The organism is Stenotrophomonas sp. SMYL86 (genome assembly GCF_036320025.1).
Taxonomy (GTDB): Bacteria; Pseudomonadota; Gammaproteobacteria; order Xanthomonadales; family Xanthomonadaceae; genus Stenotrophomonas; species Stenotrophomonas maltophilia_A.
On sequence record NZ_JAWIRU010000002.1, the window covers coordinates 14228 to 38903 of the forward strand.

22 protein-coding genes are annotated in these 24676 nt (G+C 67.1%); 13 read left to right on the forward strand and 9 right to left on the reverse strand.

Going from position 1 to position 24676, the window contains the following annotated elements; genetic code table 11:
* Positions 1–339: 339 nt before the first annotated feature.
* Positions 340–1167, reverse strand: coding sequence for an inositol monophosphatase family protein (locus V3B64_RS02660; RefSeq protein WP_049401244.1), 828 nt, complete (start codon positions 1165–1167; stop codon positions 340–342).
* A gap of 120 nt (positions 1168–1287) precedes the next feature.
* Between V3B64_RS02660 and V3B64_RS02665 the strand changes: the two genes are divergently transcribed.
* The 3 genes from V3B64_RS02665 to V3B64_RS02675 all read left to right on the forward strand — a co-directional run bounded on the left by V3B64_RS02665 (position 1288) and on the right by V3B64_RS02675 (position 5160).
* The gene (locus tag V3B64_RS02665) at positions 1288–2058 is read left to right on the forward strand and encodes an RNA methyltransferase (RefSeq protein WP_049423915.1); all 771 of its coding nucleotides are present in this window, start codon (positions 1288–1290) and stop codon (positions 2056–2058) included.
* Between the two features lie 103 nt (positions 2059–2161).
* Entirely contained in the window at positions 2162–3037 is an 876-nt protein-coding gene (locus V3B64_RS02670; RefSeq protein ID WP_227200124.1) for a phosphate/phosphite/phosphonate ABC transporter substrate-binding protein, read from the forward strand.
* On the forward strand, positions 3034–5160 hold the full coding sequence (locus V3B64_RS02675; RefSeq protein ID WP_032130248.1) for an EAL domain-containing protein: 2127 nt from the start codon (positions 3034–3036) through the stop codon (positions 5158–5160). Before V3B64_RS02670 ends, V3B64_RS02675 begins: the two co-directional genes overlap by 4 nt.
* A gap of 73 nt (positions 5161–5233) precedes the next feature.
* Here the strand turns inward: V3B64_RS02675 and epmB are convergent, their stop codons facing one another.
* Positions 5234–6250 carry an EF-P beta-lysylation protein EpmB gene (epmB, locus tag V3B64_RS02680; RefSeq protein WP_049401246.1) on the reverse strand — a complete coding sequence of 339 codons (1017 nt, stop codon included), beginning with the start codon at positions 6248–6250 and terminating at the stop codon, positions 5234–5236.
* A 120-nt stretch (positions 6251–6370) separates the two neighbouring features.
* On the opposite strand from epmB, the gene efp reads away from it, so the two are divergent.
* The 5 genes from efp (at position 6371) to V3B64_RS02705 (ending at position 10627) form a co-directional block, all read left to right on the forward strand.
* Positions 6371–6937 (forward strand): elongation factor P, encoded by a 567-nt coding sequence (gene efp / locus V3B64_RS02685; protein ID WP_014037874.1) that lies wholly within the window; start codon positions 6371–6373, stop codon positions 6935–6937.
* Positions 6938–7134: 197 nt separating this feature from the next.
* Positions 7135–8478 carry a TRZ/ATZ family hydrolase gene (locus tag V3B64_RS02690; RefSeq protein WP_014037873.1) on the forward strand — a complete coding sequence of 448 codons (1344 nt, stop codon included), beginning with the start codon at positions 7135–7137 and terminating at the stop codon, positions 8476–8478.
* A gap of 24 nt (positions 8479–8502) precedes the next feature.
* Positions 8503–9219, forward strand: a complete 717-nt coding sequence (ubiG, locus tag V3B64_RS02695; protein WP_049401248.1) for a bifunctional 2-polyprenyl-6-hydroxyphenol methylase/3-demethylubiquinol 3-O-methyltransferase UbiG — start codon at positions 8503–8505, stop codon at positions 9217–9219.
* On the forward strand, positions 9216–9911 hold the full coding sequence (locus V3B64_RS02700; protein WP_110712927.1) for a phosphoglycolate phosphatase: 696 nt from the start codon (positions 9216–9218) through the stop codon (positions 9909–9911). The genes ubiG and V3B64_RS02700 overlap by 4 nt, the downstream gene beginning before the upstream one ends.
* Positions 9912–9922: 11 nt before the next feature.
* Positions 9923–10627, forward strand: a complete 705-nt coding sequence (locus V3B64_RS02705) for a squalene/phytoene synthase family protein (protein ID WP_049401251.1) — start codon at positions 9923–9925, stop codon at positions 10625–10627.
* A gap of 99 nt (positions 10628–10726) precedes the next feature.
* Here V3B64_RS02705 and V3B64_RS02710 read toward each other — a convergent pair whose 3' ends face one another.
* The 4 genes from V3B64_RS02710 to yidD all read right to left on the reverse strand — a co-directional run bounded on the left by V3B64_RS02710 (position 10727) and on the right by yidD (position 14810).
* The gene (locus tag V3B64_RS02710) at positions 10727–12247 is read right to left on the reverse strand and encodes a hypothetical protein (RefSeq protein WP_329913573.1); all 1521 of its coding nucleotides are present in this window, start codon (positions 12245–12247) and stop codon (positions 10727–10729) included.
* 112 nt (positions 12248–12359) lie between these two features.
* Positions 12360–13208: a M23 family metallopeptidase gene (locus V3B64_RS02715; RefSeq protein WP_049444813.1), complete on the reverse strand. Its 849-nt coding sequence runs from the start codon at positions 13206–13208 to the stop codon at positions 12360–12362.
* Positions 13208–14554: a dihydroorotase gene (locus tag V3B64_RS02720; RefSeq protein ID WP_010486624.1), complete on the reverse strand. Its 1347-nt coding sequence runs from the start codon at positions 14552–14554 to the stop codon at positions 13208–13210. The genes V3B64_RS02715 and V3B64_RS02720 overlap by 1 nt, the downstream gene beginning before the upstream one ends.
* A gap of 1 nt (position 14555) precedes the next feature.
* Positions 14556–14810 carry a membrane protein insertion efficiency factor YidD gene (gene yidD / locus V3B64_RS02725; RefSeq protein WP_014037867.1) on the reverse strand — a complete coding sequence of 85 codons (255 nt, stop codon included), beginning with the start codon at positions 14808–14810 and terminating at the stop codon, positions 14556–14558.
* Positions 14811–15082: 272 nt separating this feature from the next.
* Between yidD and dksA the strand changes: the two genes are divergently transcribed.
* Positions 15083–16312 (forward strand): RNA polymerase-binding protein DksA, encoded by a 1230-nt coding sequence (gene dksA / locus V3B64_RS02730; protein WP_329913574.1) that lies wholly within the window; start codon positions 15083–15085, stop codon positions 16310–16312.
* 521 nt (positions 16313–16833) lie between these two features.
* Here the strand turns inward: dksA and V3B64_RS02735 are convergent.
* Genes V3B64_RS02735 through cysS form a run of 3 tightly spaced genes read right to left on the reverse strand, consistent with a single transcriptional unit; the run spans position 16834 to position 19960 of the window.
* A complete protein-coding gene (locus V3B64_RS02735; RefSeq protein ID WP_032129395.1) occupies positions 16834–18081 on the reverse strand; it encodes an MFS transporter in 1248 nt (415 codons plus the stop codon).
* Positions 18078–18530: a SufE family protein gene (locus V3B64_RS02740; protein WP_049423936.1), complete on the reverse strand. Its 453-nt coding sequence runs from the start codon at positions 18528–18530 to the stop codon at positions 18078–18080. Before V3B64_RS02740 ends, V3B64_RS02735 begins: the two co-directional genes overlap by 4 nt.
* A gap of 53 nt (positions 18531–18583) precedes the next feature.
* Positions 18584–19960 (reverse strand): cysteine--tRNA ligase, encoded by a 1377-nt coding sequence (gene cysS / locus V3B64_RS02745; RefSeq protein ID WP_329913575.1) that lies wholly within the window; start codon positions 19958–19960, stop codon positions 18584–18586.
* 188 nt (positions 19961–20148) lie between these two features.
* Between cysS and V3B64_RS02750 the strand changes: the two genes are divergently transcribed.
* From V3B64_RS02750 to V3B64_RS02765, 4 genes are all read left to right on the forward strand, one after another.
* A complete protein-coding gene (locus tag V3B64_RS02750; protein WP_032129397.1) occupies positions 20149–20718 on the forward strand; it encodes a hypothetical protein in 570 nt (189 codons plus the stop codon).
* Between the two features lie 318 nt (positions 20719–21036).
* A complete protein-coding gene (locus V3B64_RS02755) occupies positions 21037–22047 on the forward strand; it encodes an N-acetylornithine carbamoyltransferase (protein WP_032129398.1) in 1011 nt (336 codons plus the stop codon).
* Positions 22048–22166: 119 nt separating this feature from the next.
* Positions 22167–23363, forward strand: coding sequence for an argininosuccinate synthase (locus V3B64_RS02760; protein WP_032129399.1), 1197 nt, complete (start codon positions 22167–22169; stop codon positions 23361–23363).
* Positions 23364–23515: 152 nt separating this feature from the next.
* Positions 23516–24604 (forward strand): acetylornithine deacetylase, encoded by a 1089-nt coding sequence (locus V3B64_RS02765; RefSeq protein WP_107432060.1) that lies wholly within the window; start codon positions 23516–23518, stop codon positions 24602–24604.
* Positions 24605–24676: the final 72 nt, after the last annotated feature.

Here is a 24676-nt window from a genome sequence, read left to right on the forward strand (position 1 = left end):
CTGGAAAATCAAGATCAAGGGCAACAGCATCCACGCATGGCGTGGATCTACTGGGTGCAGCTGTGGCATTTGACCTTGGGTCCGCTTTGAGCGAGCCGAGCATCGCAGGGGAATCAGGGGCGAAGAGGCGCCGGTGTCTGAGCGCAGCGAGTTCGGCGCCGTCCCCTGATTCACCGAGAAGCGCAGGGTACCGGCGCGTAGCGACGGCTCGCGCCCTGGCGGCGTGTTTCTTTGGTTACTTTCTTTGCACGAGCAAAGAAAGTGACAAGCACGATCACCGCGGATACGAAAACGGCACCCTCGCAGGTGCCGTCTCCATGAACCGCGTTACGCGGAACCTCAGAACTTCGCGTCGAACTCGGCGGCGTAACCGGTGTTGACCAGTACCTTCTGCAGCGACTCGGCCACCTTCAGGTTGCCGGCCACAATCTGGTGGGTCTCCGGACCGCGGTTGTCCATGCGGCCCAGGGTCGCGCCCTTGAAGTCGCAGACCTTGCCACCGGCCTCGCGGACCAGCAGCAGGCCGGCAGCGATGTCCCATGCCTTCACGCCGGCTTCGAAGTAGGCGTCGGCGCGGCCGCAGGCCACGTAGGCCAGGTCCAGTGCAGCCGAGCCGGTGCGGCGGATGTCTTCGCCGTGCACCAGCAGGGCGTCGACCGCCTTCAGCTGGGCGCTGGCGCGGTTGCGCTCACGCGGCGCGAAGCCGGTGTGGATCATGGTGCCTTCCAGATCCTTGCGTTCGGCCACGCGGATGCGGCGGTCGTTCAGCACGGCGCCGGCGCCACGGCTGGCGGTGAACAGTTCATTGCGCAGCGGGTCGAAGATGACCGCATCGGTCGGCTCGCCGTTCTCGACCAGGGCGATCGACACGCAGTAGTGCGGCACGCCGCGCAGGTAGTTGCTGGTGCCGTCCAGCGGGTCGATGACCCACATGTGGCGACGCTCGCCCTGCACGCCGCCTTCTTCGCCGAATACACCGTATTCGGGGTAGGCGCGCTTGAGTTCCTTGACGATGACCTTTTCCGCGTCCGCATCCACTTCGCTGGCGTAGTCCATCCGGCCCTTCTGCACCACGTTCAGTGCCTCGAGCTTGTTGATGTTGCGCAACAGGACGTTGCCGGCGAGGCGGGCGGCCTTGACCATGACGGTTACGGCGGGTTTCTGCATGGCGTGGGCTCCCGGAAAGGCAGAAGAGATGGACTGGCGGGGGAAAAGAGCGGGTCCGGCGCAGTGGCCGGCCGCACAGTTTACCATTGGTCATCGTCCAGCTCGACCTTTTCCCTGTTCATGTCCCAGTTTCCTGCCGCCACCCGCCTCCGATTCGTCCTGGTCGGTACCCAGCACCCCGGCAACATGGGCGCCGCCGCCCGCGCCCTGAAGACCATGGGCCTGGCCCGCCTGGTGCTGGTTGCCCCCGAAAAGCCACTGGACGAGGAGGCCTTCCGCCGCTCGGCCGGTGCCGAAGACGTGCTGGGGGATGCCCCGGTGGTGGCCACCCTGGCCGAGGCGGTGGCCGATTGCCGCCTGGTGCTGGGCTGCACTGCACGTGCCCGCCGCGTCCAGCTGGAGGAGTACCTGCCCGCCGACGCCGCTGCCCGCGCGGTGGCCAAAGCCGGTGAAGGCGCCGAGGTTGCGCTGGTGTTCGGCCGTGAGCGCACCGGCCTGACCAACGAGGAACTGCAGCTCTGCCATGCAGCGGTGCACATCCCGTCCGACCCGGAGTTCAGCTCGCTCAACCTGGCTGCCGCCGTGCAGGTGCTGGCCTATGAAACGCGCATGCAGCTGCTGGGCGCGCAGCCGGCCACCGATGCCGAGCCCGGCTTCCGCGAACAGGCGGCCAGCCACGAGCAGATGGAGAGCTTCTTCGCCCAGCTTGGCGACACGCTGGACGAGATCGATTTCCACAAGGGCCGCGCCCCGGAATCGGCGATGCGCAAGCTGCGCCGCCTGTTCCTGCGCAGTGAGCCGAGCGAGCAGGAAGTGCGCCTGCTGCGCGGCATCCTCGCCGACACCCAGCGCATGGCGCGACTGGCCCAGGCAGGCGGCAAGGACAGCTGACGACGTTCTCATTTTTTCGGGTAGTCTGTCCGGATACCCAGGGGGGATGAAGCCTGTGTCGGGTCTGCGAAAGGCAATGCAGGGGGGACTGCTGAGCCTGGCCATGGTCCTGCTGGCCGGGACGGTGCGTGCAGCACCGGACCCGGTGCTGGTGCTGGGCCGGATCAGCGATGATCCCAAGGCCCATTACGAGCAGCTGCAACCATTGCTGGACTACGTGGTGGCGCGCATGCACGACGTTGGCATCAAGGAGGGGAGGATCCTGATGGCACGCGACCCGCAGCAGATGGCCAGCTATCTGCGGCGGGGCAGGGTCGACTGGGTCACGGAAACCTCCGGTACGGCAGTGGCGCTGGGCCAGCGCAGTGGCGCCCGTCCACTGCTGCTGACCGAGCGCAACGGCGTGCGTGATTACCAGACGGTGTTCTTCGTGCGCCGCGACAGCCCGATCCAGCGCGTGCAGGATCTGCGGGGCCATCGCCTGGCCCTGCAGAACACGGCGTCCACCAGTGCCTATCTGGTGCCGGTGATGACGTTGCTGCAGGAGGGCCTGTCGCCCCAGATCCTGGCCGGTGCATGGGACATGCCGGGCCGGGACAGTGTGGGTTACGTGTTTGCACGCAGCGAGCTGAACATCGCGACGTTCGTGCACAAGGGGGTGGTTGACGTGGGGGCGGTGAGCAGCGTGGACTGGAACGACGAGCGGCGGATGCCGGCAGCGTTCCGGCGCGACTTCCGCGAGCTGCTGCGCACCGAGCCCTACCCGCGTGCGGTGGAGATGGTCCGCGCCGACCTTGATCCACGCGTGCGCGATCGCCTGCAGGAAGTACTGCTGCAGGCAGCCAGCGACCCGCAGGCACAGGGGGCGCTGCATCGGTTTTTTGGCACTTCCGGGTTCCACCGCGTCGATGCGCATGCGCAGCAGCGGTTGGATGAATTGAAACAAGGATTGACGCGCGTGCGGATGGAAGTGGAATGAAGTGGCTTGGCTCGGGGATGCAGGCCCGGTTCCTGCTCGCGATGGGCGGGGCGATGGTCGTGGTGATCGCGATCCTTGCGGTGTTGTTGGGGCGGCAGGCCGCGATGCAGGGCGAGGTGCGCAACCTCAGCGGCGGCGTCATCCATGAATTGTTCGACCGCAGCGTGCGCAGCCGCGGCGAGGCGATGGCGCGTGAGCTGTCCGACGCGCTGGCCAACCCGTTGTACTACCGTGACCTGGACCAGGTGGGCGTACTGGTGCGCAGTACCGCGCGCCAGCCCGTGGTGCGCTATGTACTGGTGTTCGATGAACGCGGCCGGCTGGTACACGATGGCTCGGTCGAGGTGTCTGGATTCGGTCAGCCGATGGCCGATCCACTGGCACCCAAGGCCGCGGCCGCGCAGATGCTGGTCGTGCAGGAGTCACCGAAGGTGCTCGACAACACCATGCCGATCATGATCGGCAACCAGCGCATTGGCGGCGTCCGGGTCGGCATGGCGCTGGATGAGGTGCAGCAGCGCGAGCAGGCGGCCAACGCCACCCTGGGCGAGCGCCTGCAGCAGGTCGGCAGCCGTCACCTGGGCTGGCTGCTGCTGATGCTGGGCCTGCTGGTGGTGATCGGCGTGGTGGTGATCCTGTACGTGCAGCGCACCCTGGTCGCGCCGATCCGTGATCTTGCCGTCGCCGCCCGCCGCATCGAGGCCGGTGACTACCAGACACCCTTGGCCGAGAACACCCGCGACGACGAGGTCGGCGAACTGGTCCGCGGTTTCGCCCGGATGCGCGATGCGATCGCACGCCATGACCGCGAAGTGCGGCGCATGGCCTATACCGACGCGCTGACCGGGCTGACCAACCGGCTGGCATTCCGCGAGGCGCTTGATCATCGGTTGATGGCGGCCCGTGCCGCCAATCACCGGCTGGGCCTTCTGTTCGCCGATATCGACGATTTCAAGCGGGTCAATGACACCCTTGGCCACGAGGCCGGCGATGAGGCATTGCTGCAGTTCGCCCAGCGTATCGGCCGCGCGGTCACCGAGGCCGGGGGCGATGAAGCCCTGCTGGCCCGCTTCGGCGGCGACGAGTTCGTGATCCTGGTCGGCGATGGTGATGTGGCCGCCAACGCGCGGTTGCTGGCCGAAGTGCTGGTGCGCGAGCTGGGCAAGCCGCTGGTGGTGCAGGGCAGGGAACTGTTCCTGGGTACCTCGATCGGCGTGACCCTGTTCCCCGACGATGCTGCCGATGCGACCACGCTGCTGAAGAACGGCGACATCGCCATGTACCAGGCGAAGATGGCCGGCAAGAACTGCTATCGCTACTACAGCCGGGCGATGGACCATGCGGTCGAGCGTCGCGTGCATATGGAACAGGAGCTGCGCGGCGCCTGGGAGCGCGGTGAGCTGCGCCTGGCCTACCAGCCGATCTTCCGCATGCGCGACCGCCGCATGGTCGGCGTTGAAGTACTGCTGCGCTGGCAGCATCCGACACTGGGCACGATCCCGCCCTCGGTGTTCATCGAGGTGGCCGAGCAGAGTGGCCTGATCGAGATCATCGGCCCGAAGGTGCTGCGTGCGGCCTGCATGGAGGCCTCGCAGTGGCCGCGCGGGGCAGCGGGCGATGATCTGTTCGTGTCGGTCAACGTGTCACCGCGGCAGCTGCGTGGCGGCGAACTGCCGGCACTGGTCGCGCAGTGCCTGCATGAGTCCGGGCTGCCGGCGTCGCGCCTGCACCTGGAGCTGACCGAAACCGCCGTGATCGGCGACGAGATGGTTGCCGCGCAGCTGCTGGACAAGCTGCACCGCACCGGCGTGAAGGTGTGGCTGGACGATTTCGGTACGGGCTTCTCCGGGCTCAGTCATCTGCGCCAGGTGCCCGTGGACGGCGTGAAGATCGACAAGAGCTTCGTTGCCGACATGCAGCGCGATCCTGACGACCTTGCGCTGACCACGGCGATCATCGCCATGGCCCACGCGCTGGGCATCACCGTGGTGGCCGAGGGCATCGAGCAGCAGGCACAGTTCGAGCTGCTGGCGCAGCGCGGCTGCGACCTTGGCCAGGGCTACTGGCTGAGCCACCCGGTGACCGCCACCGAAGTGGTGCGGATGATCGAATCGGGCGTCTGACCCCCAAAAAGGGGACGGAGGGAATTAAGTCGCAAATGCATAAGCGACTTAATTCCCTCCGTCCCCTTTTTTGTTACAGCGGGCGCTTGCTTGGGTCGCCGGGCAGTTCGCGCACCAGCTTGGGGATCAGGTAGCCGGACAGGCGTGCGGTCAGGCCGGCAATCAGCGCCTTGGCCTGGGTGTCGTCCACTTCGAAGTGGGCCACGCCCTCGACCCGGTCCAGCTGGTGCAGGTAATAGGGCAGCACGCCAGCAGCAAAGCTGCGCTCGCTCAGGTCCTGCAGGGCCTGCACGCTGTCGTTGACCCCGCGCAGCAACACCGCCTGGTTCAGCAGCTGGGCGCCGGTACCGCGCAGGCGGGCCATCGCTGCGTCCACGCTGGCGTCGAATTCATTGGCGTGATTGGCGTGGACCACGATCGCCAGCGGCCAGGGCAGGCTGCCCAGCCAGGAGACCAGTTCATCGTCCACGCGCTCCGGCAGCACGATCGGCAGCCGAGTATGGATGCGCAGGCGGCGGATGTGCGGTATCTGGCGCAGGGCGTCGGTCAGTTCCACCAGCTTGTGCGTGGCCAGCGACAGCGGGTCACCGCCGGACAGGATCACCTCGTCGATGTCCGGATCGGCCGCGATGGCGGCTACGGCCTCCTGCCAGCCGCCCTTGGCGGCGTTCTCCGCGCCATAGTCGAAGTGGCGGCGGAAGCAGTAGCGGCAGTTGATCGCGCAGCTGCCGGTGGCGACCAGCAGGGCGCGGCCACGGTACTTCTGGATGACGCCGGTGGCCTTCTTGGCGGCGCCATCGCCCACCGCATCGAAGCTGAACCCGGGCGCCGGGTGCATTTCCTCGTCGATCGGCAGCACCTGGCGCAGCAGCGGGTCGGCCGCATCGCCGGGGCGCATGCGGGCCACGAAGCCCTCCGGCACGCGCAGCGCGAACTGGGCCATGGCCGCCTCCGAGACACCCAGCGCGGCCGGGTCCAGCTGCAGCCGGGCCAGCAGGGCGTGCGGGTCGCGCAGCGCCTGGCGCCAGAGCTGCTGCCAGCGCGCGGGCGCACCTGGCGACTGGGGCCGTGGGAAGGCGGAAAGCTGCATGGAGAGGGGGCCTGCGGTTATCATGGGGGCAGAAAAACAGTCGCCCACCGGCATCCGGTGGGCTTTCCATTCTAACGGCTCGCCGCACCCGCGGCGTTTTTGCCACTCAGGAGTTTACGCATGGCCAGCTACGGCATGAACGACGTCAAGAACGGGATGAAGATCCTGGTCAACAACCAACCGGCCGTCATCATCGACACCGAATACGTCAAGCCGGGCAAGGGCCAGGCCTTCACCCGCGTGAAGTACCGCCTGATCAAGGACGGCCGTACCCAGGAAGTCACCATGAAGTCGACCGACTCGCTGGATGCAGCCGACGTCGTCGATACCGACATGAACTTCATGTACAGCGACGGCGAGTACTGGCACTTCATGGACCCGGAATCCTTCGAGCAGGTCCAGGCCACCAAGGCCGGCATGGGCGGCGCCGAGAAGTGGCTGAAGGGCGAAGAGTCCTGCGTGGTCACCCTGTGGAACGGTGAGCCGATCTTCGTGCAGCCGCCGAACTTCGTTGAACTGAAGATCACCGAAACCGATCCGGGCGTCCGTGGCGACACCTCGGGCGGCGGCGGCAAGCCGGCCACCCTGGAAACCGGCGCCGTGGTCCGCGTGCCGCTGTTCGTGAACCAGGAAGAAGTGATCCGCGTCGACACCCGTTCGGGCGAATACTCCGCACGCGTCAAGTAATCCGGCGCAGCCGGATCATGGTAGTGCCGGCCGCTGGCCGGGTACGCGCCATCGCATTCGCGCTGGCGCTCCCATGATCTGCTTCGGCAGATCATGGGCCCCGCTTCACGAGTCTCCAGACCCCGCCGCTTCGCGGCAGCCCCTGACTCAGGGGCGTGTCCCCCAGAAGTATCTCGCCCCACAGCCAGTGAGCCCGCATGAGCGATAGCCCGCACCTCCCCGAAGCCTGCGACCTGCTCATCGAAGCCGGTTACGTCGTTCCGATCGAGCCGCACGCGGTGGTGCTGGAAGACCATGCCGTTGCCGTGCGTGGCAGTGAAATCGTGGCCATCCTGCCGCGTGCCGAGGCGCGCGCGCGGTTCCGCGCCACCCAGGTGGTGAGCCGCCCCGAGGCTGCCCTGATGCCGGGCCTGGTCAATGCGCACACGCACAACCCGATGACGCTGCTGCGCGGCGTCGCCGACGACCTGCCGCTGATGACCTGGCTGCAGCAGCACATCTGGCCGGTGGAAGCGGCGGTGATCGGCCCCGAATTCGTTGCCGACGGCACCACTCTGGCCATCGCCGAGATGCTGCGCGGCGGTACCACCTGTGCCAACGAGAACTACTTCTTCGGCGACGTGCAGGCCGCGGTCTACAAGAAGCACGGTTTCCGCGCGCTGGTGGGCGCGGTCATCATCGATTTCCCCACCGCCTGGGCCAAGACCGATGACGAATACTTCGCCAAGGCCGGTGAACTGCACGACCAGTGGCGCACCGATCCGCTGATCGGCACCGCGTTCGCGCCGCATGCGCCCTACACGGTCAACGATGCCAACTTCGAGCGGGTGCGGATGCTGTCCGACCAGCTCGACATGCAGGTGCACCTGCACACCCACGAGACCGCGCAGGAGATCAACGATTCGATCAAGCTGCACGGCCAGCGCCCGCTGGCGCGGCTGGATCGGCTCGGCCTGGTCAACGACCGCCTGATCGCGGTGCACATGACTCAGCTGACCGATGCGGAAATCCACCTGTGCGCCGAACGTGGCGTCAGCGTGGTGCACTGCCCGGAATCGAACCTGAAGCTGGCCTCCGGTTTCTGCCCGGCCTGCGCCCTGCAGCGCGCCGGCGTGAACCTGGCGATCGGCACCGATGGCTGCGCCAGCAACAACGACCTGGACATGTTCAGCGAGAACCGCACCGCGGCGATCCTGGCCAAGGCCGTGGCCGACGATGCGACCGCGCTCGATGCGGCGACCACGCTGCGCGCCTCCACCCTGGGTGGCGCCCGCGCACTGGGCTTCGGCGACCGCATCGGTTCCATCGAAGTCGGCAAGCAGGCCGATCTGGTCTGCGTCGACCTGTCCGCGCTGGAAACCCAGCCGCTGCACAACGTCCTGTCGCAGCTGGTGTACGCCACCGGCCGCCAGCAGGTCAGCGACGTCTGGATTGCCGGCAAGCCGAAGCTGGTGCAGCGCGAGCTGGTCGGCATGGACCTGCCGGGCATCATCGCCAACGCGCGCCAGTGGCGCGAGCGCATCCGTCATATCCGCGCCTGAACCCCGGCGCCGCAAGGACCCCTCATGACTGCCCCCCACGCTTCCTCCAATTTCGATCAGGCCGAGCTGGACAAGTTCGCCGCGCTGGCCAACCGCTGGTGGGACGCTGACGGCCCGCAGAAGCCGCTGCATGCGCTGAACCCGGTGCGCCTGCAGTACGTGGCCGATCGCGTGCCGCTGCGCGGTGCGCGCGTGCTCGACATCGGTTGTGGTGGCGGCCTGTTGAGTGAAGCGCTGGCCCAGGCCGGTGCTGACGTCACCGCCATCGACCTGGCCCCGGAACTGGTCAAGGTCGCGCGCCTGCATGCGCTGGAAAGCGGCGCCAAGGTCGATTACCGGGTGCAGGCTGCCGAAGATCTGGCCGCCGAGCAGCCGGGCAGCTTCGATGTGGTCACCTGCATGGAAATGCTCGAGCACGTGCCCGACCCGGGCGCGATCATCGAGGCCTGCAAGCGCCTGCTGAAGCCGGGCGGCCACCTGTTCCTGTCGACCATCAACCGCACCGCCGCCGCCTTCGCGGTGGCGATCGTCGGCGCCGAGTACGTGGCGCGGCTGCTGCCCAAGGGCACGCACCATTACCAGGAATTCATCAAGCCGGCCGAGCTGGCGCGCTGGCTGCGCGAGGCCGACATGCAGCTGGTGGATGTCAGCGGCATGGCCTACGAGCCGTGGCGCAACCAGGCCCGCCTGAGCAGCCGTACCGACATCAACTACCTGGCCTACGCGGTCAAGCCGGCATGACCGCGGCCCGCTTCCCGCGCGCGGTGCTGTTCGATCTGGACGGCACCCTGCTGGACAGCGCGCCGGACTTCGTCGCCACCTGCGACGCGATGCTGGCCGAGCGTGGACGCGCACCCATCGATCCGGCCGCGCTGCGCCCGGTGGTGTCGAAGGGCTCGCGGGCGATGGTCTCGGCTGCGTTCCCGGAACTGGACGTTGCCGCACGTGACGCGCTGATCCCGGAATTCCTGCAGCGCTACGAAGCATTGATCGGCCAGCACGCAGTGCTGTTCGATGGCGTGGCCGGCATGCTCGCCGCGTTGGACGATGCCGGTACGGTGTGGGGCATTGTCACCAACAAGCCTGAATACCTGGCGCGCTTGATCCTGCCGCAGCACGGCTGGCAGCAGCGCTGTGCGGTACTGGTGGGTGGTGACAGCCTGGCCGAGCGCAAGCCGCACCCGCTGCCGTTGCTGCACGCCGCGCAGGCCATCGGCATCGCCGCCGAAGACTGCGTGTACGTGGGCGACGACGAGCGCGACATCATCGCCGCGCGTGCCGCGGCCATGCCGTCGGTGGCGGCGTTGTGGGGCTATCGCCTGCACAGCGACGATCCGCTGGCCTGGCAGGCCGACGTGCTGGTCGAGAACGCCGAACTTCTGCAACTGGCCAGCCTCTGGCCGACCCGGCCGGCAGCCCCGGCCCAGCCGTAAGGAATCACGTAGTGAGCAGTACCGCGCTGGACAGTTTCCTCGACAAGTGGCGCAGCCGTTGGCCGGAATGGTCGGTGGCCGCCCCGTTCGTGGCCGAATCGCAACGCGAGCTTGCGGTGGCGTGGTTCGCGCTGCTGCAGGAATTCGACGACATGCTCAACACCAGCGGCGACCCGTTGCCGGCCGACGCCAAGCTGGCGTGGTGGGGCGAGGAGCTGCGCAGCTGGGCCGCGCATCGTTCGCGCCATCCGCTGGGCCGCCTGCTGGAGCCGGTGCGTGCGCCGTGGGCGCAGCTGGCCGAAGCACTTCCGGATCTGGTTGAAGCGCGCACGGTCGCGCTGGATGCGGCCGGCGCCGAGCGCGCGCTGGCGAACTACGCAGAGGCCGTGGCCGCAGTGGAGGCAGCCCTGTTCGCGGACAAGCCGCGAACTGGCGCCGGTCGTGCGGTGCAGCTGCAGACCCTGGCCCAGCGCCTGCAGGATGCCGGCGTAGCCGGTGTGCCGCGCAGCCTGCTGGACGGTGATGCCAGCACGGCCGCACAGCGCTGGGCGCAGCATCTGTTGAAGGGCTGGGGCAGCCGCGTGCCCGGCCCGCGCCCACGCCGCGTGTGGTCCAGCCTGGCGCGTGCACGCCTTGCCGCGCAGGCGGCAGGCAAGCCGATCGAAGCCACGCCGGTACGCACCCTGCTGCGTGTGTGGTGGGCTGCGCGCGGCTGATCGATTGCCGTGGTAGTGCCGGCCGCTGGCCGACAGCCAGGGCGATGCAGGATTCATGGGGTTGCCGGCCAGCGGCCGGCGCTACCCTTCCAGGGCGCCTCAGAACGTCCTGACCTCGTTCATTGCTTCGCGCAGTACGTCGCGCTGCAGCGGCGTAGTGCCCGGTGCGCGCGCCGCTTCCACGGCATCGACGATGCCCATCCACGCCATGTAGATCTGCTCGCGCTCTTCGGTTTCGATGAAGCCGCTGCGGCGGTCCAGTGCGTTGAAGCCTTCGGTGTAGTTGCGGCCGATCTGCGCAAGCGCTGCGGTCAGTTCTGCGGCATCGCGGTCATCGGTGTCCAGCTTCAATGCATCCGTACAGGCTTTGCGATACAGCGTGGTTGCCTTCTTCGCCTGCGCAGTGCTGATGTGCGTGCTTCCCTCCCAGTCGCGGAAGGGGTTGTCGAGATTTGCGGCCAGCCATTCGGGCTTGCGCAGCTGGCCCACATCCAGATCCAGGCCTTTTGCCACCTCGCCCTTGTAGGCCTTCCTGATGGCGGTGCCAAGATCGGCCGGTAAGCTGCGCAGCCACAGCCGGCACAAGCGCAGCCAGCATTCCGGTGCCGGAAACACCGAACCAGCAGGCGGAAAGAGATCGCTGCCGCTGAGGGTGTGCAGCTGCTGCAGATCGCCGAGGCACTGCAGCTGATGCAGCAGGCAGGGGGCGCCGTTGATCGCGAGTGATTGCAGTTGCGGGAACTGCTGGGCGATGCGTGCGGCGTCGAGTTCGCGTACCTCCCGCAGCTGCAGCTCACCGAGCTGCGCCAGGCCCAGGCCTGGCAGCAGCGGATCGGTGCTGATGAGGGTCAGCCAGCGGCCCTCGTCCTCGGCGTGGATGATCAGCGCGGGATCGATGCTGCCGATCAGCGTCAGGCGATCCAGCTGCGGGTTGAGGTGGAGCGAGCGCAGGCCGGTGACATCGATCGTCATCTGCAGGAGCCGGGTTCCTCGCACATCGACGTCGGTCTGCTGCAGGCCACTGATCTGCAAGGTATGGATCAACGGCCGTGTACGCAGCCACGGCAGCAGGCCCGGCACCGGTGTGCTGATCTCCAGCTGCGTGAGCAGCGGCAGGGCATCGAATACAGCCAGTGACGGCGCACGGTTCAGGGTCGCGCTGTCCAGTTGGCGGGTACAGCGACGCACCGGAAAGGCATCGCTTCCCAGTACCACGCTCTGGTCTTGCGGCGCGGACATCGCGGCGTGGAAGGCGCGCACGGCATCGGTATCCAGCGCATCCCACTTGCGTTGCCCGACCCATTCGGCGCCATCCGGCCAGCTGCCGTAAGCCCTCGGATGATCGGCGATCAGCGGCTCGCGCCAGCCTGCCTGCCGGAAATCGCGCGGGACGCGTTTGCCTACCCAGCGGTGCAGGATCGCGGGCGCCGCACGGAACGGGCTGAAGCGGGCAGGTTGCATGGCTGCAACGGCGGCGGCATCCGGCAGGGCACTGCCCACCCAGTCCAGTGCAAGGACGGCGAAGCTGCCGTCCTCCGTATTCTGGTGGGTGAGCTGGTAGGCCACGTAGGCGCCCAGGCGTGCGTTGTGGACGACGTGGATATCACCCGTAGCGGGCATGCAACGTTCCTTGTTTCCATGCGTCGAAACATCACGGTAGCGCCGGCCGCCGGCCGGCATCCAGATTCGCCGCGAAGATCATGGGGTTGCCGGCCAGCGCCCGGCACGACCGTTACTTGCGCTCCAGCACCAGCAGCGGATCGATACGGGTATCGAACCAGTTCATGCCCCAGTGCAGGTGCGGGCCGGTGGCACGACCGGTGGCGCCGACCGCAGCGATCACCTGGCCCTGTTCCACACGGTCGCCAACTTTTACGTCGATGCGCGACAGGTGCAGGAAGTTGGAGCTGACACCGAAACCGTGGTCGAGCAGCAGCGTGCCGCCGGTCAGGTAGAGGTCGGGGCCGGCGAAGGTGACGATGCCGGCGGCCGGCGCCTTCACCGGCGTGCCGGTCGGTACCGCGATGTCCATGCCGGAATGACCGGCACCGGGCTGTCCGTTGTACACGCGTGCGTTGCCGAAGCGGCCGCTGATGCGGCCCTGCACCGGCCAGATGAAGGTCTGGGTGAAGTCGGTACGGTCGTCATCACGGGCACGCGCGGCGGTCACCTGTGCTTGTTCGCGCTTGATCCGCTCGGCAATCGCCGGCGGCGGGTTGACCGTCTTCGGCGGCACGCCGTTGACCCGCTCGGTGGGCCAGTCGCGCGGGGTCACCGCAATGGTCGCGGTCTCGCTGCCACCATCAGGGCGCTGCACCTGCACGCGCAGCGGGCCCTTCTCGTCGCGGCCAATGCCGAACACCACGCTGCCATAGCCGCTCACCCGCAGCTGGCGGCCGGCGTACTGCACGCGGCTGCCGGCGGGAACCTTGCCGATCACCAGCGCGCCCTGCGACGCGCTGGCCGGGAACACTACGCGGCTGTCGATCAGGCTGCCGATGCCATCCTGCGCCTGGGCTGCCGGTGCGGTGAGCAGGGGCGCGGCCAGCAGCAGCGCCCCGATCATCAGTGCCGAACGCATCAGCGGTCGTAGGTCATGCGCTGACCGGCCGGTTCGCCGACCAGTTTGCTGCCGTCCCACACCAGCTGGCCGTTCACCCAGGTGGAGGCCACGCGCGAACGGAAGGTGGTGCCTTCAAACGGCGACCAACCGCACTTGGACAGCACGTCCTCGCGCTTGACCGTGAACGGCACGTCTTCGACCAGCACAAGATCGGCGAAGTAGCCCTCGCGCAGGAAGCCGCGCTCCTCGACGTCGAACAGCTGCGCCGGGGCATGCGCGAACTTCTGCACCACCTGCTCGCGGGTCAGCTTGCCTTCGTGCACCCGTTCCAGCGCGGCCACCAGCGCGTACTGCACCAGCGGCAGGCCCGACGGCGCCTGTGCGTAGGGCTTCTGCTTCTCTTCCCAGGTGTGCGGCGCGTGGTCGGTGGCCAGCACGTCCAGCACGTCGTCGGCCAGCGCGGCGGTGATCGCCTCGCGGTCGGACACTTCCTTGATCGCCGGGTTGCACTTGATCAGGTTGCCCTTGGTCGCATAGTCCGGGCGCGCGAAGTGCAGGAAGTGCACGCAGGTTTCGGCGGTGATCTGCTTGCGGCTGCCGTCGGCGCGGATCAGCGGGCCCTTCTCGAACAGCGCCAACTCGTCGGCGGTGGAGATATGCAGCACATGCAGGCGGGTGCCGTGCTTGCGCGCCAGCGACATGGCCAGGCGGGTCGACTTGATGCAGGCCTCGCGCGAGCGGATGTCCGGGTGCATGTCCGGGGTCAGCGCATCGCCGTACTTCTCCTGGAAGGCCTTCAGGTTGGCATCGATCATCGGCGTGTCTTCGCAGTGCGTGATGATCGGGGTCGGGCATTCGCGGAAGATCGCGTCCAGCGTTTCCGGGTTGTCGACCAGCATGTTGCCGGTCGAAGCACCCATGAACACCTTCACGCCCGGGGCCTTCTTCGGGTCCAGGGCACGGATGGCGTCCAGGTTGTCATTGCTGGCGCCGTGGTAGAAGCCGTAGTTGGCCCAGGCGCGGCCGCGCGCCAGTTCGTACTTGGCTTCCAGGATGGTCGAATCCAGTGTCGGCGGATTGGTGTTGGGCATGTCCATGAAGCTGGTCAGGCCACCGGCCACCGCAGCCGCCGATTCGCTGGCGATGTCGCCCTTGTGGGTCAGGCCCGGTTCGCGGAAGTGCACCTGGTCGTCGATCATGCCCGGAAGCAACCAGCGTCCGGCTGCGTCCACCACCTGCTCGCCGTCGCGCGGCGCCAACCCGTTGCCGATCTGCGCGATGCGGCCGTTCTCGATGCGCAGGTCGCCGTCGAAGGTGCGGCCTTCATTGACCATGCGGGCGTTGGTGATGAGGGTGGAGGACATGTCAGTGTTTTCCTGTGCAACGGCAAGAGGGGGCGTTGGGGGACTCGGGCACGGGGTCGAAGCCGCCGGGATGGAACGGGTGGCAGCGGCCCAGCCGGCGCGCAGCCAGCCAGCTTCCGCGCAGCGGGCCGTGCCGCGAGATGGCGTCCATCGCGTATTCAGAACAGCTCGGCACGAAACGGCAGCGTGGCCCCAGCAGGGGGCTGATGAAGCGCTTGTAGAAGCGCAGCAGGGCAATGAGCAGGCGCGAGATCACCCAGTCATCTTATGCCAGTTGGCATGAAGGCCGCATTTGTGCAGGATGGGCCGTTGGTCGCATGTCGCCGATGGCCTGCGACCGGTACCAGTACCTTCGGGTGCTGGCCAGGTTCCGTACCGCGCAAGGCGGTCCGTGTTCGTCGGACTGCCTCCAAGGGCGCCTTGACTCCAGGACTGAATGGAGCAGGGGGTCGAGGTTGCTGCTGCGGGTCGGGTAGGCTATAAAGGCCCGCTTTCCCGGGCCCCGGGGAATCCAAGGAAGAGCGTTTCGTGGCTGCTAAAAAAACTGCAAAGAAGGCCGCAACGGCCGCCAAGAAAACCGCCAAGCCTGTTGTGAAGAAGTTGGCGGCAAAGCCCGTTGCCAGGAAACCGGCCAGCAAGCCGGCGACCAAGGCAGCGTCCTCGCAACCGGCGGCCAGGAAGGCCACCGCAAAGAAAACGTCGGTCAAGGCAACCAAGCCGGTGGCGAAGAAGGCTGCTGCGCCCGCCAAGGCCAAGCCTGCCGCTGCCAGCAAGAAGGCGCCGGTGGTGAAGAAAGCCGCCAGCAAGGCCGCGCCGGTGAAGAAGGCCGCCGCCAAGCCGGTGGCGAAGAAGGCAGCAGCCAAGCCGGCGCCGAAGGCGGTGGTGAAGAAGGCTGCGGCCAAGCCGGTCGCCAGACCTGCAGCGAAGAAGGTTGCTGCGGCTAAACCGGTGGCCACGCCTGCCGCTGTAAAGAAAGTCACCAAGAATGTTGCCGCGCCGGCCGCAAAGCCGACCCCGGCCCCCGTAGTGAAGTCCGCACCGAAGCCTGCCCCCAAGCCGGCTCCGGCCAAGCCTGTCCCGGCCAAGACCGTGGCAGTGGCAGCAGCCCAACCGGCCCCCAAGCCGGCCCCGGCCGCCGCTCCTGCTGCTTCGAAGGCCCCGCAATCCAAGAATCCCGTGCCCGTTTCGAAATCGCCTGCCAAAACCGCCGTGAAATCCGATTCCGCCCCGAAGACCGTGTCGCGCCCTGTCGGCAAGGTTGCCGTGGCCGTCGCCGCCCGCTCGGCGGCACCGGCCCCGCGCAGCAAGTACAAGGTGGTCGAGTACAAGACCGACGAGGCCACCGGCCGCCCGATCCTGCCGGCTGGCTACAAGCCGTCCTCGGAAGAGGAATACATGAGCCCGCTGCAGCAGGAGTATTTCCGTCAGCGCCTGCAGAACTGGCGCGCGGACCTGGTGGAAGAGTCCAAGCAGACCATCGAGAACCTGCGCGAGGAAGTGCGTGACATCGGCGACGAAGCCGAGCGCGCGACCCGCGAGACCGAGAACTCGCTGGAACTGCGTACCCGTGACCGCTACCGCAAGCTGATCGGCAAGATCGACAGCACCCTGAAGCGCCTGGAAGCGGGCGACTATGGTTACTGCGTCGACACCGGCGAAGAAATCGGCCTGGAGCGCCTGGAAGCGCGCCTTACCGCGGAACGCACCATCGACGCCCAGGAGCGTTGGGAGCACCTGCAGAAGCAGCAGGGCGACTGATTCCTGATCGTTGTATGGTCATGCGAAAAACCCGGCCTCGGCCGGGTTTTTTGTTGGGAGGTGGTTGGCTGGGTAGAACGGCGCCTTCCGGGTATCGGACCCACCCGCAGGCTCTCGACGGTTTCCTGCGTGCGCGGTTGCTGTAAAGCCGAGCCCATGCTCGGCTCAGGCCGAAGCCGGAGGGCAAGGAAGAGCAAAAGCAAAAGCAGCCAAGCATGGCTTGGCTCTACCAAGGGCGGTCATGCGTGCGCTCGCGGCTGTTGGGTCCGCCTTGTAGCGAGCCGAGCACCGCAGGGGAATCAGGGGCGAAGAGGCGCCGCTGTTTGAGCGCAGCGAGTTCGGCGCCGCCCCCTGATTCACCGAGGAGCACAGGGCACCGGCGCGTAGCGCCGGCTCGCGGATGGCGGCGCGTTTCTTTGGTTACTTTCTTTTCGCGAAAAGAAAGTGACAAGCCCAATCATCGAGGGAGAGCAACGGACCCAGCCAAACGCCCGGCGCCGCCGAATCCGCTGTTCGCAGCATCACTGCAGGTCGCGAAGATTCAGCTTCCGCAACGTCGGGTTCTTCCACGCGGTGATCCCGGCCACGCTCAGCACCGCGAACCCACCCAGCACCACTGCCGGCACCAGGCCGAGCAGCTTTGCCATCGTGCCGGCATAGAACGCGCCCAGTTCGTTGGACGAACTGATGAAGATGCCGTTGATCGACGACACCCGGCCGCGCATTTCTTCCGGTGTGGCCAGCTGCAGGATGGTCGAGCGGATCACCACCGACACGCCATCGAAGGCCCCATAGAACAGCAGGATCAGCGCGGACAGCCAGAAGTGCTGCGACAGCCCGAAGCTGATTACGCACAGGCCGAAGCCGGCCACCGCGAACAGCAGCACGCGGCCGGCATTGCGGTGCAGCGGGTGGCGCGCCAGCCACAGGCCAACGCAGACCGAGCCCAGCGCCGGCATTGCGCGCAGGATGCCCAGGCCTTCCGGACCGTGGTGCAGGATCTCGTGCAGGAACGCCGGCAGCATCGCCACCACGCCGCCCAGCAGCACCGAGAACATGTCCAGGGCCATCGCCCCGACCATGATCCGGTTGCCGACCACGAAGCGCGCGCCTTCAGCGATGCTCTTGAAAATCGGGGCGGCCGGACCGGTATGCACCGGTTCTTCCACCTTCAGCGTGGCCAGGCAGGCCATCGCCACCAGCGCGAAGCCCGTGGCCACCGCGTAGGACAGGCCCTTGCCGCCGAAGCCGACCAGCACGCCGCCCAATGCCGGACCGGCCACCATGCCGGCCTGGAACACCACGGCGCCGAGGCCAGCGCCACGTGCGAACTGGTCACGGGCCAGCACGCGGGCGAACAGGGCGTTGTAGATCGGCGACAGGAAGGCGCGGACCATGCCGGTCAGCGCAATGGCCGCGTAGATCGGCCACACGCCTTCGAACGGCAGCCAGCCCTTGGCCACGCCGGTCAACACCAGCGCGGTGGCGATCAACCCGGAGCAGGCGACCATGCCGAGCCGGCGGCGCGGCAGGTGGTCGACCAGATAACCAGCGAATGGCGCGACGCAGAAGAACGGCAGCACCTCGGCCAGGCCAACCAGGCCCAGCGAGAACGGATTGCGGGTGACTTCGTAGATGTGCCAGCCGACGGTGACCGCGACCACCTGGTAGGACAGCATCGCGAAGATGCGGTAGGCCAGCAGCTTGGCGAAACCGGGCCGGGACAGCAGCCCCAGCGCGGTGTCTTCGGCCGTGGCGGGTTCGCTCACGACGGGTCGCGCTGCAGCTGGGCCTGCGCGGTCTCGCGGATGAAGGCCAGCATCGCCGCCACGCCGTTGCTGCGGGTGGGCGAGAGGTGGCGGGCCAGGCCGATGTCCTGGATGTAGCTCGGTTCGGTGGCCAGGATCTCCTGCGCCGAGCGCCCGGAGTACACGCGCAGGGCCAGGAAGATCAGGCCGGAAACGATGGCCGAATCACTGATGGCGTGGAAGCGCAGCGACTGCGCATTGCCTTCCGGCACGATCCAGACCATCGACTGGCAGCCGAGCAGGCGGTGCTCTTCGGTCTTCCATTCGTCCGGGAAGGCGGGCAGCTTACGGCCGAGGTCGATCAGATACTGGTAGCGCTCGGACCAGTCGCCGAAGAAGCCGAATTCCTCGGCGATGGCGGTCTGGGCCTCGGCGGCGGTGGGTTCAAGCGGGAACGGGGAGTCGGTCACAACAGTCTCTACAGTGGAGCGTGGCCGGCGGACCGGCCACGGGGCAGGGTGGGTCAGCCGCGCTTGCGCGACCAGCGCACGCCCTGCGGGGTGTCTTCCAGCACGATGCCTTCGGCGGCCAGCTGGTCGCGGATGGTGTCGGAACGGGCGAAGTCGCGTGCCTGCTTGGCGGCGGCACGCTCGTCGATCAGGCCCTGGATGCGGGCATCTTCGCCATCATCGCTGGCCGCGGTGCCGAACCACTGCGCTGGATCGGCCTGCAGCAGGCCCAGGGCCAGGCCGGCACCGAGCAGTTCGCCCTTCAGGCGCACCTGTTCGGCAGGGTCGGTGGCCCGGCGTGCGTCTGCGGCGATGCGGGCCACTTCGGCCAGTGCCTGCGGGGTGTTCAGGTCGTCATCAAGAGTCGCCTCGACCGTGGCCGGGATCGCCACGACCGCCTCGACCGACGCCAGCTCGCGCAGCGTGCCGTACAGGCGGTCCAGGGTGCGCACCGACTGCTCGATGAGGCCATCGGACCAGTCCAGCGGCTGCCGGTAGTGGGCCGACAGCAGGGCCAGGCGCAGCGCTTCCGGCGGGTGCTGGCGGACCAGATCGTGCACGCGTTCGATGTTGCCCAGCGACTTGCTCATCTTGGCGCCGCCGAAGTTGAGCATGCCGTTGTGCAGCCAGAAGCGGGCGAAGATCTTGCCGCCGTGGGCGCATTCGCTCTGCGCAAGCTCGTTCTCGTGGTGTGGGAACTGCAGGTCGACGCCGCCGGCATGGATATCGATGGTCTCGCCCAGGTGGGCGGCGGCCATCGCCGAGCATTCGATATGCCAGCCCGGGCGGCCACGGCCCCAGGGAGACTCCCAGCCAGGGAGGTCATCGCTGGACGGCTTCCACAGCACGAAATCGCCTGGGTCGCGCTTGTACGGGGCCACGTCGACGCGGGCGCCGGCCAGCATCTCTTCCGGGTCGCGGCGCGAGAGCTTGCCGTAGCCTTCGAAGCTGGCCACCGCGAACAGCACGTGGCCTTCGGCGGCGTAGGCATGACCATTGGCGATCAGCTGCTCGATCATGGTGATGATCTGCGGGATGTGCGCGGTCACTTCCGGCTCGATGTCCGGCGGCACCACGCCCAGCGCGGCCATGTCTTCACGGTAGGCGGCGGCGAACCTGTCGGTGATGGTGCTGATCGGCACGCCCTGCTCACGCGCGGCGTTGTTGATCTTGTCGTCCACGTCGGTGATGTTGCGCGCGTAGCGCAGGCCACCGAAACGGCGTCGCAGCAGATCGGCCAGCACCCCGAACACTACCGGGCCACGGGCGTTGCCGATGTGCACGTAGTTGTAGACCGTCGGGCCGCACACATACAGGGTCGGACAGGCCGGGTCGAGCGGGGTGAACGGTTCGAGCTGGCGAGTCAGGTTGTTGTGCAGGCGCAGGGTCATGGGGCTGTGGCTGAGGGACAAGCCTGTGATTTTAGAACGTGTCGGCCCCCTTTGGGGGCACCGCCTGCCACCGGTGGACGCCGGGTCCAACCAGGGTGGGGTGGGCAGGAGCAGCGTGGACGGGTAATGTTCAGCCCCTTGCGCTCGCCACTGCCTACACTATTGCCGTGTCCTTGCTCCCTTCGCCAATGAAATCCACCGCGTTGCTGACCCTGGCCTGCCTGTCGGCGCTGGCCGCCGTGGCCCAGGCGCAGGAGGCCGAGCCCCGCAACCGGGTGGTGATCGTGGAGAACGTGAAGTTCGACTACGCGCAGGTACTGAACGTCGAACCCGTGTTCCAGACCCTGCGCGCGACCCGTACCGAAGAACACTGCGAGCCGGTCTCGACCCGGACCCTGGCGCCGGTCAATGTCACTGGTGAGGAGCCGGTCGAGGACAAGGGCCGGATCAGCCGCTTCTGGGACTCGGTACGCTCGATGTTCAAGCGCAGCGATGAAGAGGTCTCCGAGGACACCGCCGCCGAGTCACCGGCCCCGGCGCCGGCACCGGCCAACAATGGTCCGATGCTGACCCGCGACTGTCGCATCGTGCCGGTGGGACGTGAATTCCGCCGGCCCATCGCCTACGACGTGGACTACGTCTACAAGGGCACCAAGTACCGCTCGCGGCTGCCGGAAGATCCCGGCAACCGGCTCAAGATCCGGGTGTCGATCACCCCCTGGGTCGGCCCCGAGCAGGGCGCCGCCGGCAATCCCTGATTCTGCGACCCCGGCCCCTTGCGTCGGCCCCGGCCGCATGCAAAGATGGTTGACCATGAAGCTCACCGACTTCCAGCACGACAGCAGCGCAGCCCGACAGGCGTCGGGCATGACCTCGCGTGCGCGTCGACCGGAACCCCACATCCTCGCTGGGTAACCGGAGCTTTTTGCTGTTCGTCCGAAAAAAACCCAGCCCGCCGGCTGGGTTTTTTCGTTTCCGCGTCATGAAAGCTGCAACTGCAACCTTTTCGTACCACCTTTGCTTCCTGTTTTCCCTTCCACCGCGTCGAACCCGGCGCCGCTACGCAAGGAAAGATGATGTCCCCCAAGCACTTCCTGAACACCCAGGACTGGAGCCGCAGCGAGCTCGACGCGCTGCTGACCCAGGCCGCGCTGTTCAAGCGCAACAAGCTCGGCGACCAGCTCAAGGGCAAGTCGATCGCGCTGGTGTTCTTCAATCCGTCCATGCGCACCCGCACCAGCTTTGAACTGGGTGCGTTCCAGCTGGGTGCCCACGCGGTGGTGCTGCAGCCGGGCAAGGATGCGTGGCCGATCGAGTTCAACCTCGGCACGGTGATGGACGGCGATACCGAAGAGCACATCGCTGAAGTGGCCAAGGTGCTGGGCCGTTACTGCGACATCATCGCCGTGCGCGCATTCCCCAAGTTCATCGACTGGGCCTACGACCGCCAGGACATCGTCCTCAACAGCTTCGCCAAGTACTCGCCGGTGCCGGTCATCAACATGGAGACCATCACCCACCCGTGCCAGGAGCTGGCCCACATCATGGCCCTGCAGGAGCACTTCGGCACCCAGGACCTGCGCGGCAAGAAGTACGTGCTGACCTGGACCTACCACCCCAAGCCGCTGAACACCGCAGTCGCCAATTCGGCACTGACCATCGCCACCCGCATGGGCATGGACGTGACCCTGCTGTGCCCGACCGCCGACTACATCCTCGACGACCGCTACATGGGCTGGGCCGAGCAGAACGTGGCCGAGAGCGGCGGCTCGCTGAAGATCAGCCATGACATCGACAGCGCCTACGCCGGTGCCGACGTGGTCTACGCCAAGAGCTGGGGCGCGCTGCCGTTCTTCGGCAACTGGGAACCGGAAAAGCCGATCCGCGACCAGTTCAAGCACTTCATCGTGGACGAGCGGAAGATGGCGCTGACCAACAACGGTGTGTTCAGCCACTGCCTGCCGCTGCGCCGCAACGTGAAGGCGACCGACGCGGTGATGGATTCGCCGCAGTGCATCGCCATCAACGAAGCCGAGAACCGCCTGCACGTGCAGAAGGCGATCATGGCGGCGGTTGCCGGGCGCTGAATCAAACAAGGGGTAGAGCCGACCGTTGGTCGGCTGCTCCCGCAGCGGCGCATCCAACATTTCAGCCGACCAGCGGTCGGCTCTACCGAATTCCCATCCCCCAAGTGGACCTGATCCCCATGAGCAACAAAGACGTCGTTCTCGCCTTCTCCGGCGGCCTGGATACCAGCTTCTGCGTGCCGTACCTGCAGGAGCGCGGCTACAACGTGCACACCGTGTTCGCCGATACCGGCGGCGTGGATGATGAAGAGCGTGATTTCATCGAGAAGCGCGCCGCCGAGCTGGGCGTGACCAGCCACGTCACCGTCAACGGTGGCCCGGCCATCTGGGAAGGCTTCGTCAAGCCGTTCGTGTGGGCAGGCGAAGGCTATCAGGGCCAGTACCCGCTGCTGGTCTCGGACCGCTACCTGATCGTCGATGCCGCGCTGAAGCGTGCCGCCGAACTGGGCACCAACATCATCGCCCACGGCTGCACCGGCATGGGCAACGACCAGGTCCGCTTCGACCTGGCGGTGAAGGCACTGGGCGACTACCAGATCATCGCGCCGATCCGCGAGATCCAGAAGGAACACACCCAGACCCGCGCCTACGAGCAGAAGTACCTGGAAGAGCGCGGCTTCGGCGTGCGCGCCAAGCAGCAGGCCTACACCATCAATGAGAACCTGCTGGGCCTGACCATGTCCGGCGGCGAGATCGACCGTTGGGAAGCGCCGGGCGAGGGCGCCCGTGGCTGGTGCGCACCGCGCAGCGAGTGGCCGGAGCAGGCGCTGAACGTGACCCTGAAGTTCGTCGAGGGCGAAGCCGTCGAACTGAACGGCAAGGCGTTGCCGGGCGACCAGATCCTGGCCCAGCTCAACAAGCTGTTCGCCCCGTACGGCGTTGGCCGCGGTGTCTACACCGGCGACACCGTGATCGGCCTGAAGGGTCGCATCGTGTTCGAGGCCCCGGGCCTGGTGTCGCTGCTGGCCGCGCACCGCGCGCTGGAAGATGCCGTGCTGACCAAGCAGCAGAACCGCTTCAAGCCGGACGTGGCGCGCAAGTGGGTGGAGCTGGTCTACGAAGGCTTCTACCACGACCCGCTGAAGACCGACATCGAGGCCTTCCTGAAGTCCTCGCAGGCCAAGGTCAACGGCGAAGTGGTGCTGGAAACCCGCGGCGGCCGCGTCGATGCAGTGGCGGTGAAGTCGCCGCACCTGCTCAACACCAAGGGCGCCACCTACGCGCAGTCGGCCGACTGGGGCGTGGAGGAGGCCGAGGGCTTCATCAAGCTGTTCGGAATGAGCTCCACTGTCTATGCGCAGGTCAATCGCGGTTGACCTGTGACGGGGGTGCCGGCCGCTGGCCGGCGCCTCGCAACGTCAATGGAGGGTAGTGCCGGCCGCAGGCCGGCTCGTGGCACGGCTGGATCATTGCGGAGCCGGCCAGCGGCCGGCACTACCGATTTCGAACCCTACGGATATTCAGACACATGCTTGAACAGACGCTCGATCACCTGCAGGCCCTGGTGTCCTTCGACACCCGCAACCCGCCGCGTGCGATCACCACCGGTGGCATCTTCGATTACCTGCGCGCGAACCTGCCCGGCTTCAACGTCGAGGTGATCGACCACGGTGCCGGTGCGGTCAGCCTGTACGCCGTGCGTGGTACGCCGAAGTACCTGTTCAACGTGCATCTGGATACCGTGCCGGATTCGCCGCACTGGAGTGCCGACCCGCACGTGATGCGCCGCCTGGAAGATCGTGTGATCGGCCTGGGCGTGTGTGACATCAAGGGTGCCGCCGCTGCACTGGTGGCCGCGGCCAACGCCAGTGATGGCGATGCCGCGTTCCTGTTCTCCAGCGACGAAGAAGCCAACGATCCGCGCTGCATCGCCGCATTCCTGGCCCGTGGCCTGCCATATGAAGCGGTGCTGGTGGCGGAGCCGACCATGAGCGAAGCGGTGCTGGCGCACCGTGGCATCAGTTCGGTGCTGATGCAGTTCGCCGGCCGCGCCGGGCACGCGTCGGGCAAGCAGGATGCGGCCGCCAGCGCGCTGCATCAGGCCATGCGTTGGGGCAACCGCGCATTGGACCATGTGGAATCGCTGGCCTCGGCGCGCTTCGGCGGGCTGACCGGCCTGCGCTTCAACATCGGTCGCGTCGAAGGCGGGATCAAGGCCAACATGATCGCGCCGGCCGCCGAAGTGCGGTTCGGGTTCCGTCCGCTGCCGTCGATGGACATCGATGGCCTGCTGGCGACCTTCGCCGGTTTTGCCGAACCGGAAGCTGCACTGTTCACCGAAACCTTCCGTGGCCCCAGCCTGCCGGCCGGTGACATCGCCGAGGCCGAGAACCGCCGCCTGCTGGCACGCGACGTGGCCGATGCGCTGGAACTGCCGATCGGCAACGCGGTGGATTTCTGGACAGAGGCCTCGCTGTTCTCCGCTGCTGGATACACCACGCTGGTGTTCGGCCCGGGTGACATCGCCCAGGCCCACACCGCCGATGAGTTCGTGACGCTGGAGCAGCTGCAGCGCTACACCGACGCCGTGCACCGCATCATCGCCGCCGGCGCCTGATCGACCCCACAACGCCGCCCGGCCCTGGCCGGGTGGAACTGCAACGCGGCGACCGCCGCCTGTGACGAAACC

Bases quoted from the DNA above. Each gene is read 5' to 3' on its own strand.
- V3B64_RS02660 (WP_049401244.1), bottom strand. From the start codon at position 1,167: ATGCAGAAACCCGCCGTAACCGTCATGGTCAAGGCCGCCCGCCTCGCC.
- V3B64_RS02665 (WP_049423915.1), top strand. From the start codon at position 1,288: ATGTCCCAGTTTCCTGCCGCCACCCGCCTCCGATTCGTCCTGGTCGGT.
- V3B64_RS02670 (WP_227200124.1), top strand. From the start codon at position 2,162: ATGGTCCTGCTGGCCGGGACGGTGCGTGCAGCACCGGACCCGGTGCTG.
- V3B64_RS02675 (WP_032130248.1), top strand. From the start codon at position 3,034: ATGAAGTGGCTTGGCTCGGGGATGCAGGCCCGGTTCCTGCTCGCGATG.
- epmB (WP_049401246.1), bottom strand. From the start codon at position 6,250: ATGCAGCTTTCCGCCTTCCCACGGCCCCAGTCGCCAGGTGCGCCCGCG.
- efp (WP_014037874.1), top strand. From the start codon at position 6,371: ATGGCCAGCTACGGCATGAACGACGTCAAGAACGGGATGAAGATCCTG.
- V3B64_RS02690 (WP_014037873.1), top strand. From the start codon at position 7,135: ATGAGCGATAGCCCGCACCTCCCCGAAGCCTGCGACCTGCTCATCGAA.
- ubiG (WP_049401248.1), top strand. From the start codon at position 8,503: ATGACTGCCCCCCACGCTTCCTCCAATTTCGATCAGGCCGAGCTGGAC.
- V3B64_RS02700 (WP_110712927.1), top strand. From the start codon at position 9,216: ATGACCGCGGCCCGCTTCCCGCGCGCGGTGCTGTTCGATCTGGACGGC.
- V3B64_RS02710 (WP_329913573.1), bottom strand. From the start codon at position 12,247: ATGCCCGCTACGGGTGATATCCACGTCGTCCACAACGCACGCCTGGGC.
- V3B64_RS02715 (WP_049444813.1), bottom strand. From the start codon at position 13,208: ATGCGTTCGGCACTGATGATCGGGGCGCTGCTGCTGGCCGCGCCCCTG.
- V3B64_RS02720 (WP_010486624.1), bottom strand. From the start codon at position 14,554: ATGTCCTCCACCCTCATCACCAACGCCCGCATGGTCAATGAAGGCCGC.
- cysS (WP_329913575.1), bottom strand. From the start codon at position 19,960: ATGACCCTGCGCCTGCACAACAACCTGACTCGCCAGCTCGAACCGTTC.
- V3B64_RS02750 (WP_032129397.1), top strand. From the start codon at position 20,149: ATGAAATCCACCGCGTTGCTGACCCTGGCCTGCCTGTCGGCGCTGGCC.
- V3B64_RS02755 (WP_032129398.1), top strand. From the start codon at position 21,037: ATGTCCCCCAAGCACTTCCTGAACACCCAGGACTGGAGCCGCAGCGAG.
- V3B64_RS02760 (WP_032129399.1), top strand. From the start codon at position 22,167: ATGAGCAACAAAGACGTCGTTCTCGCCTTCTCCGGCGGCCTGGATACC.
- V3B64_RS02765 (WP_107432060.1), top strand. From the start codon at position 23,516: ATGCTTGAACAGACGCTCGATCACCTGCAGGCCCTGGTGTCCTTCGAC.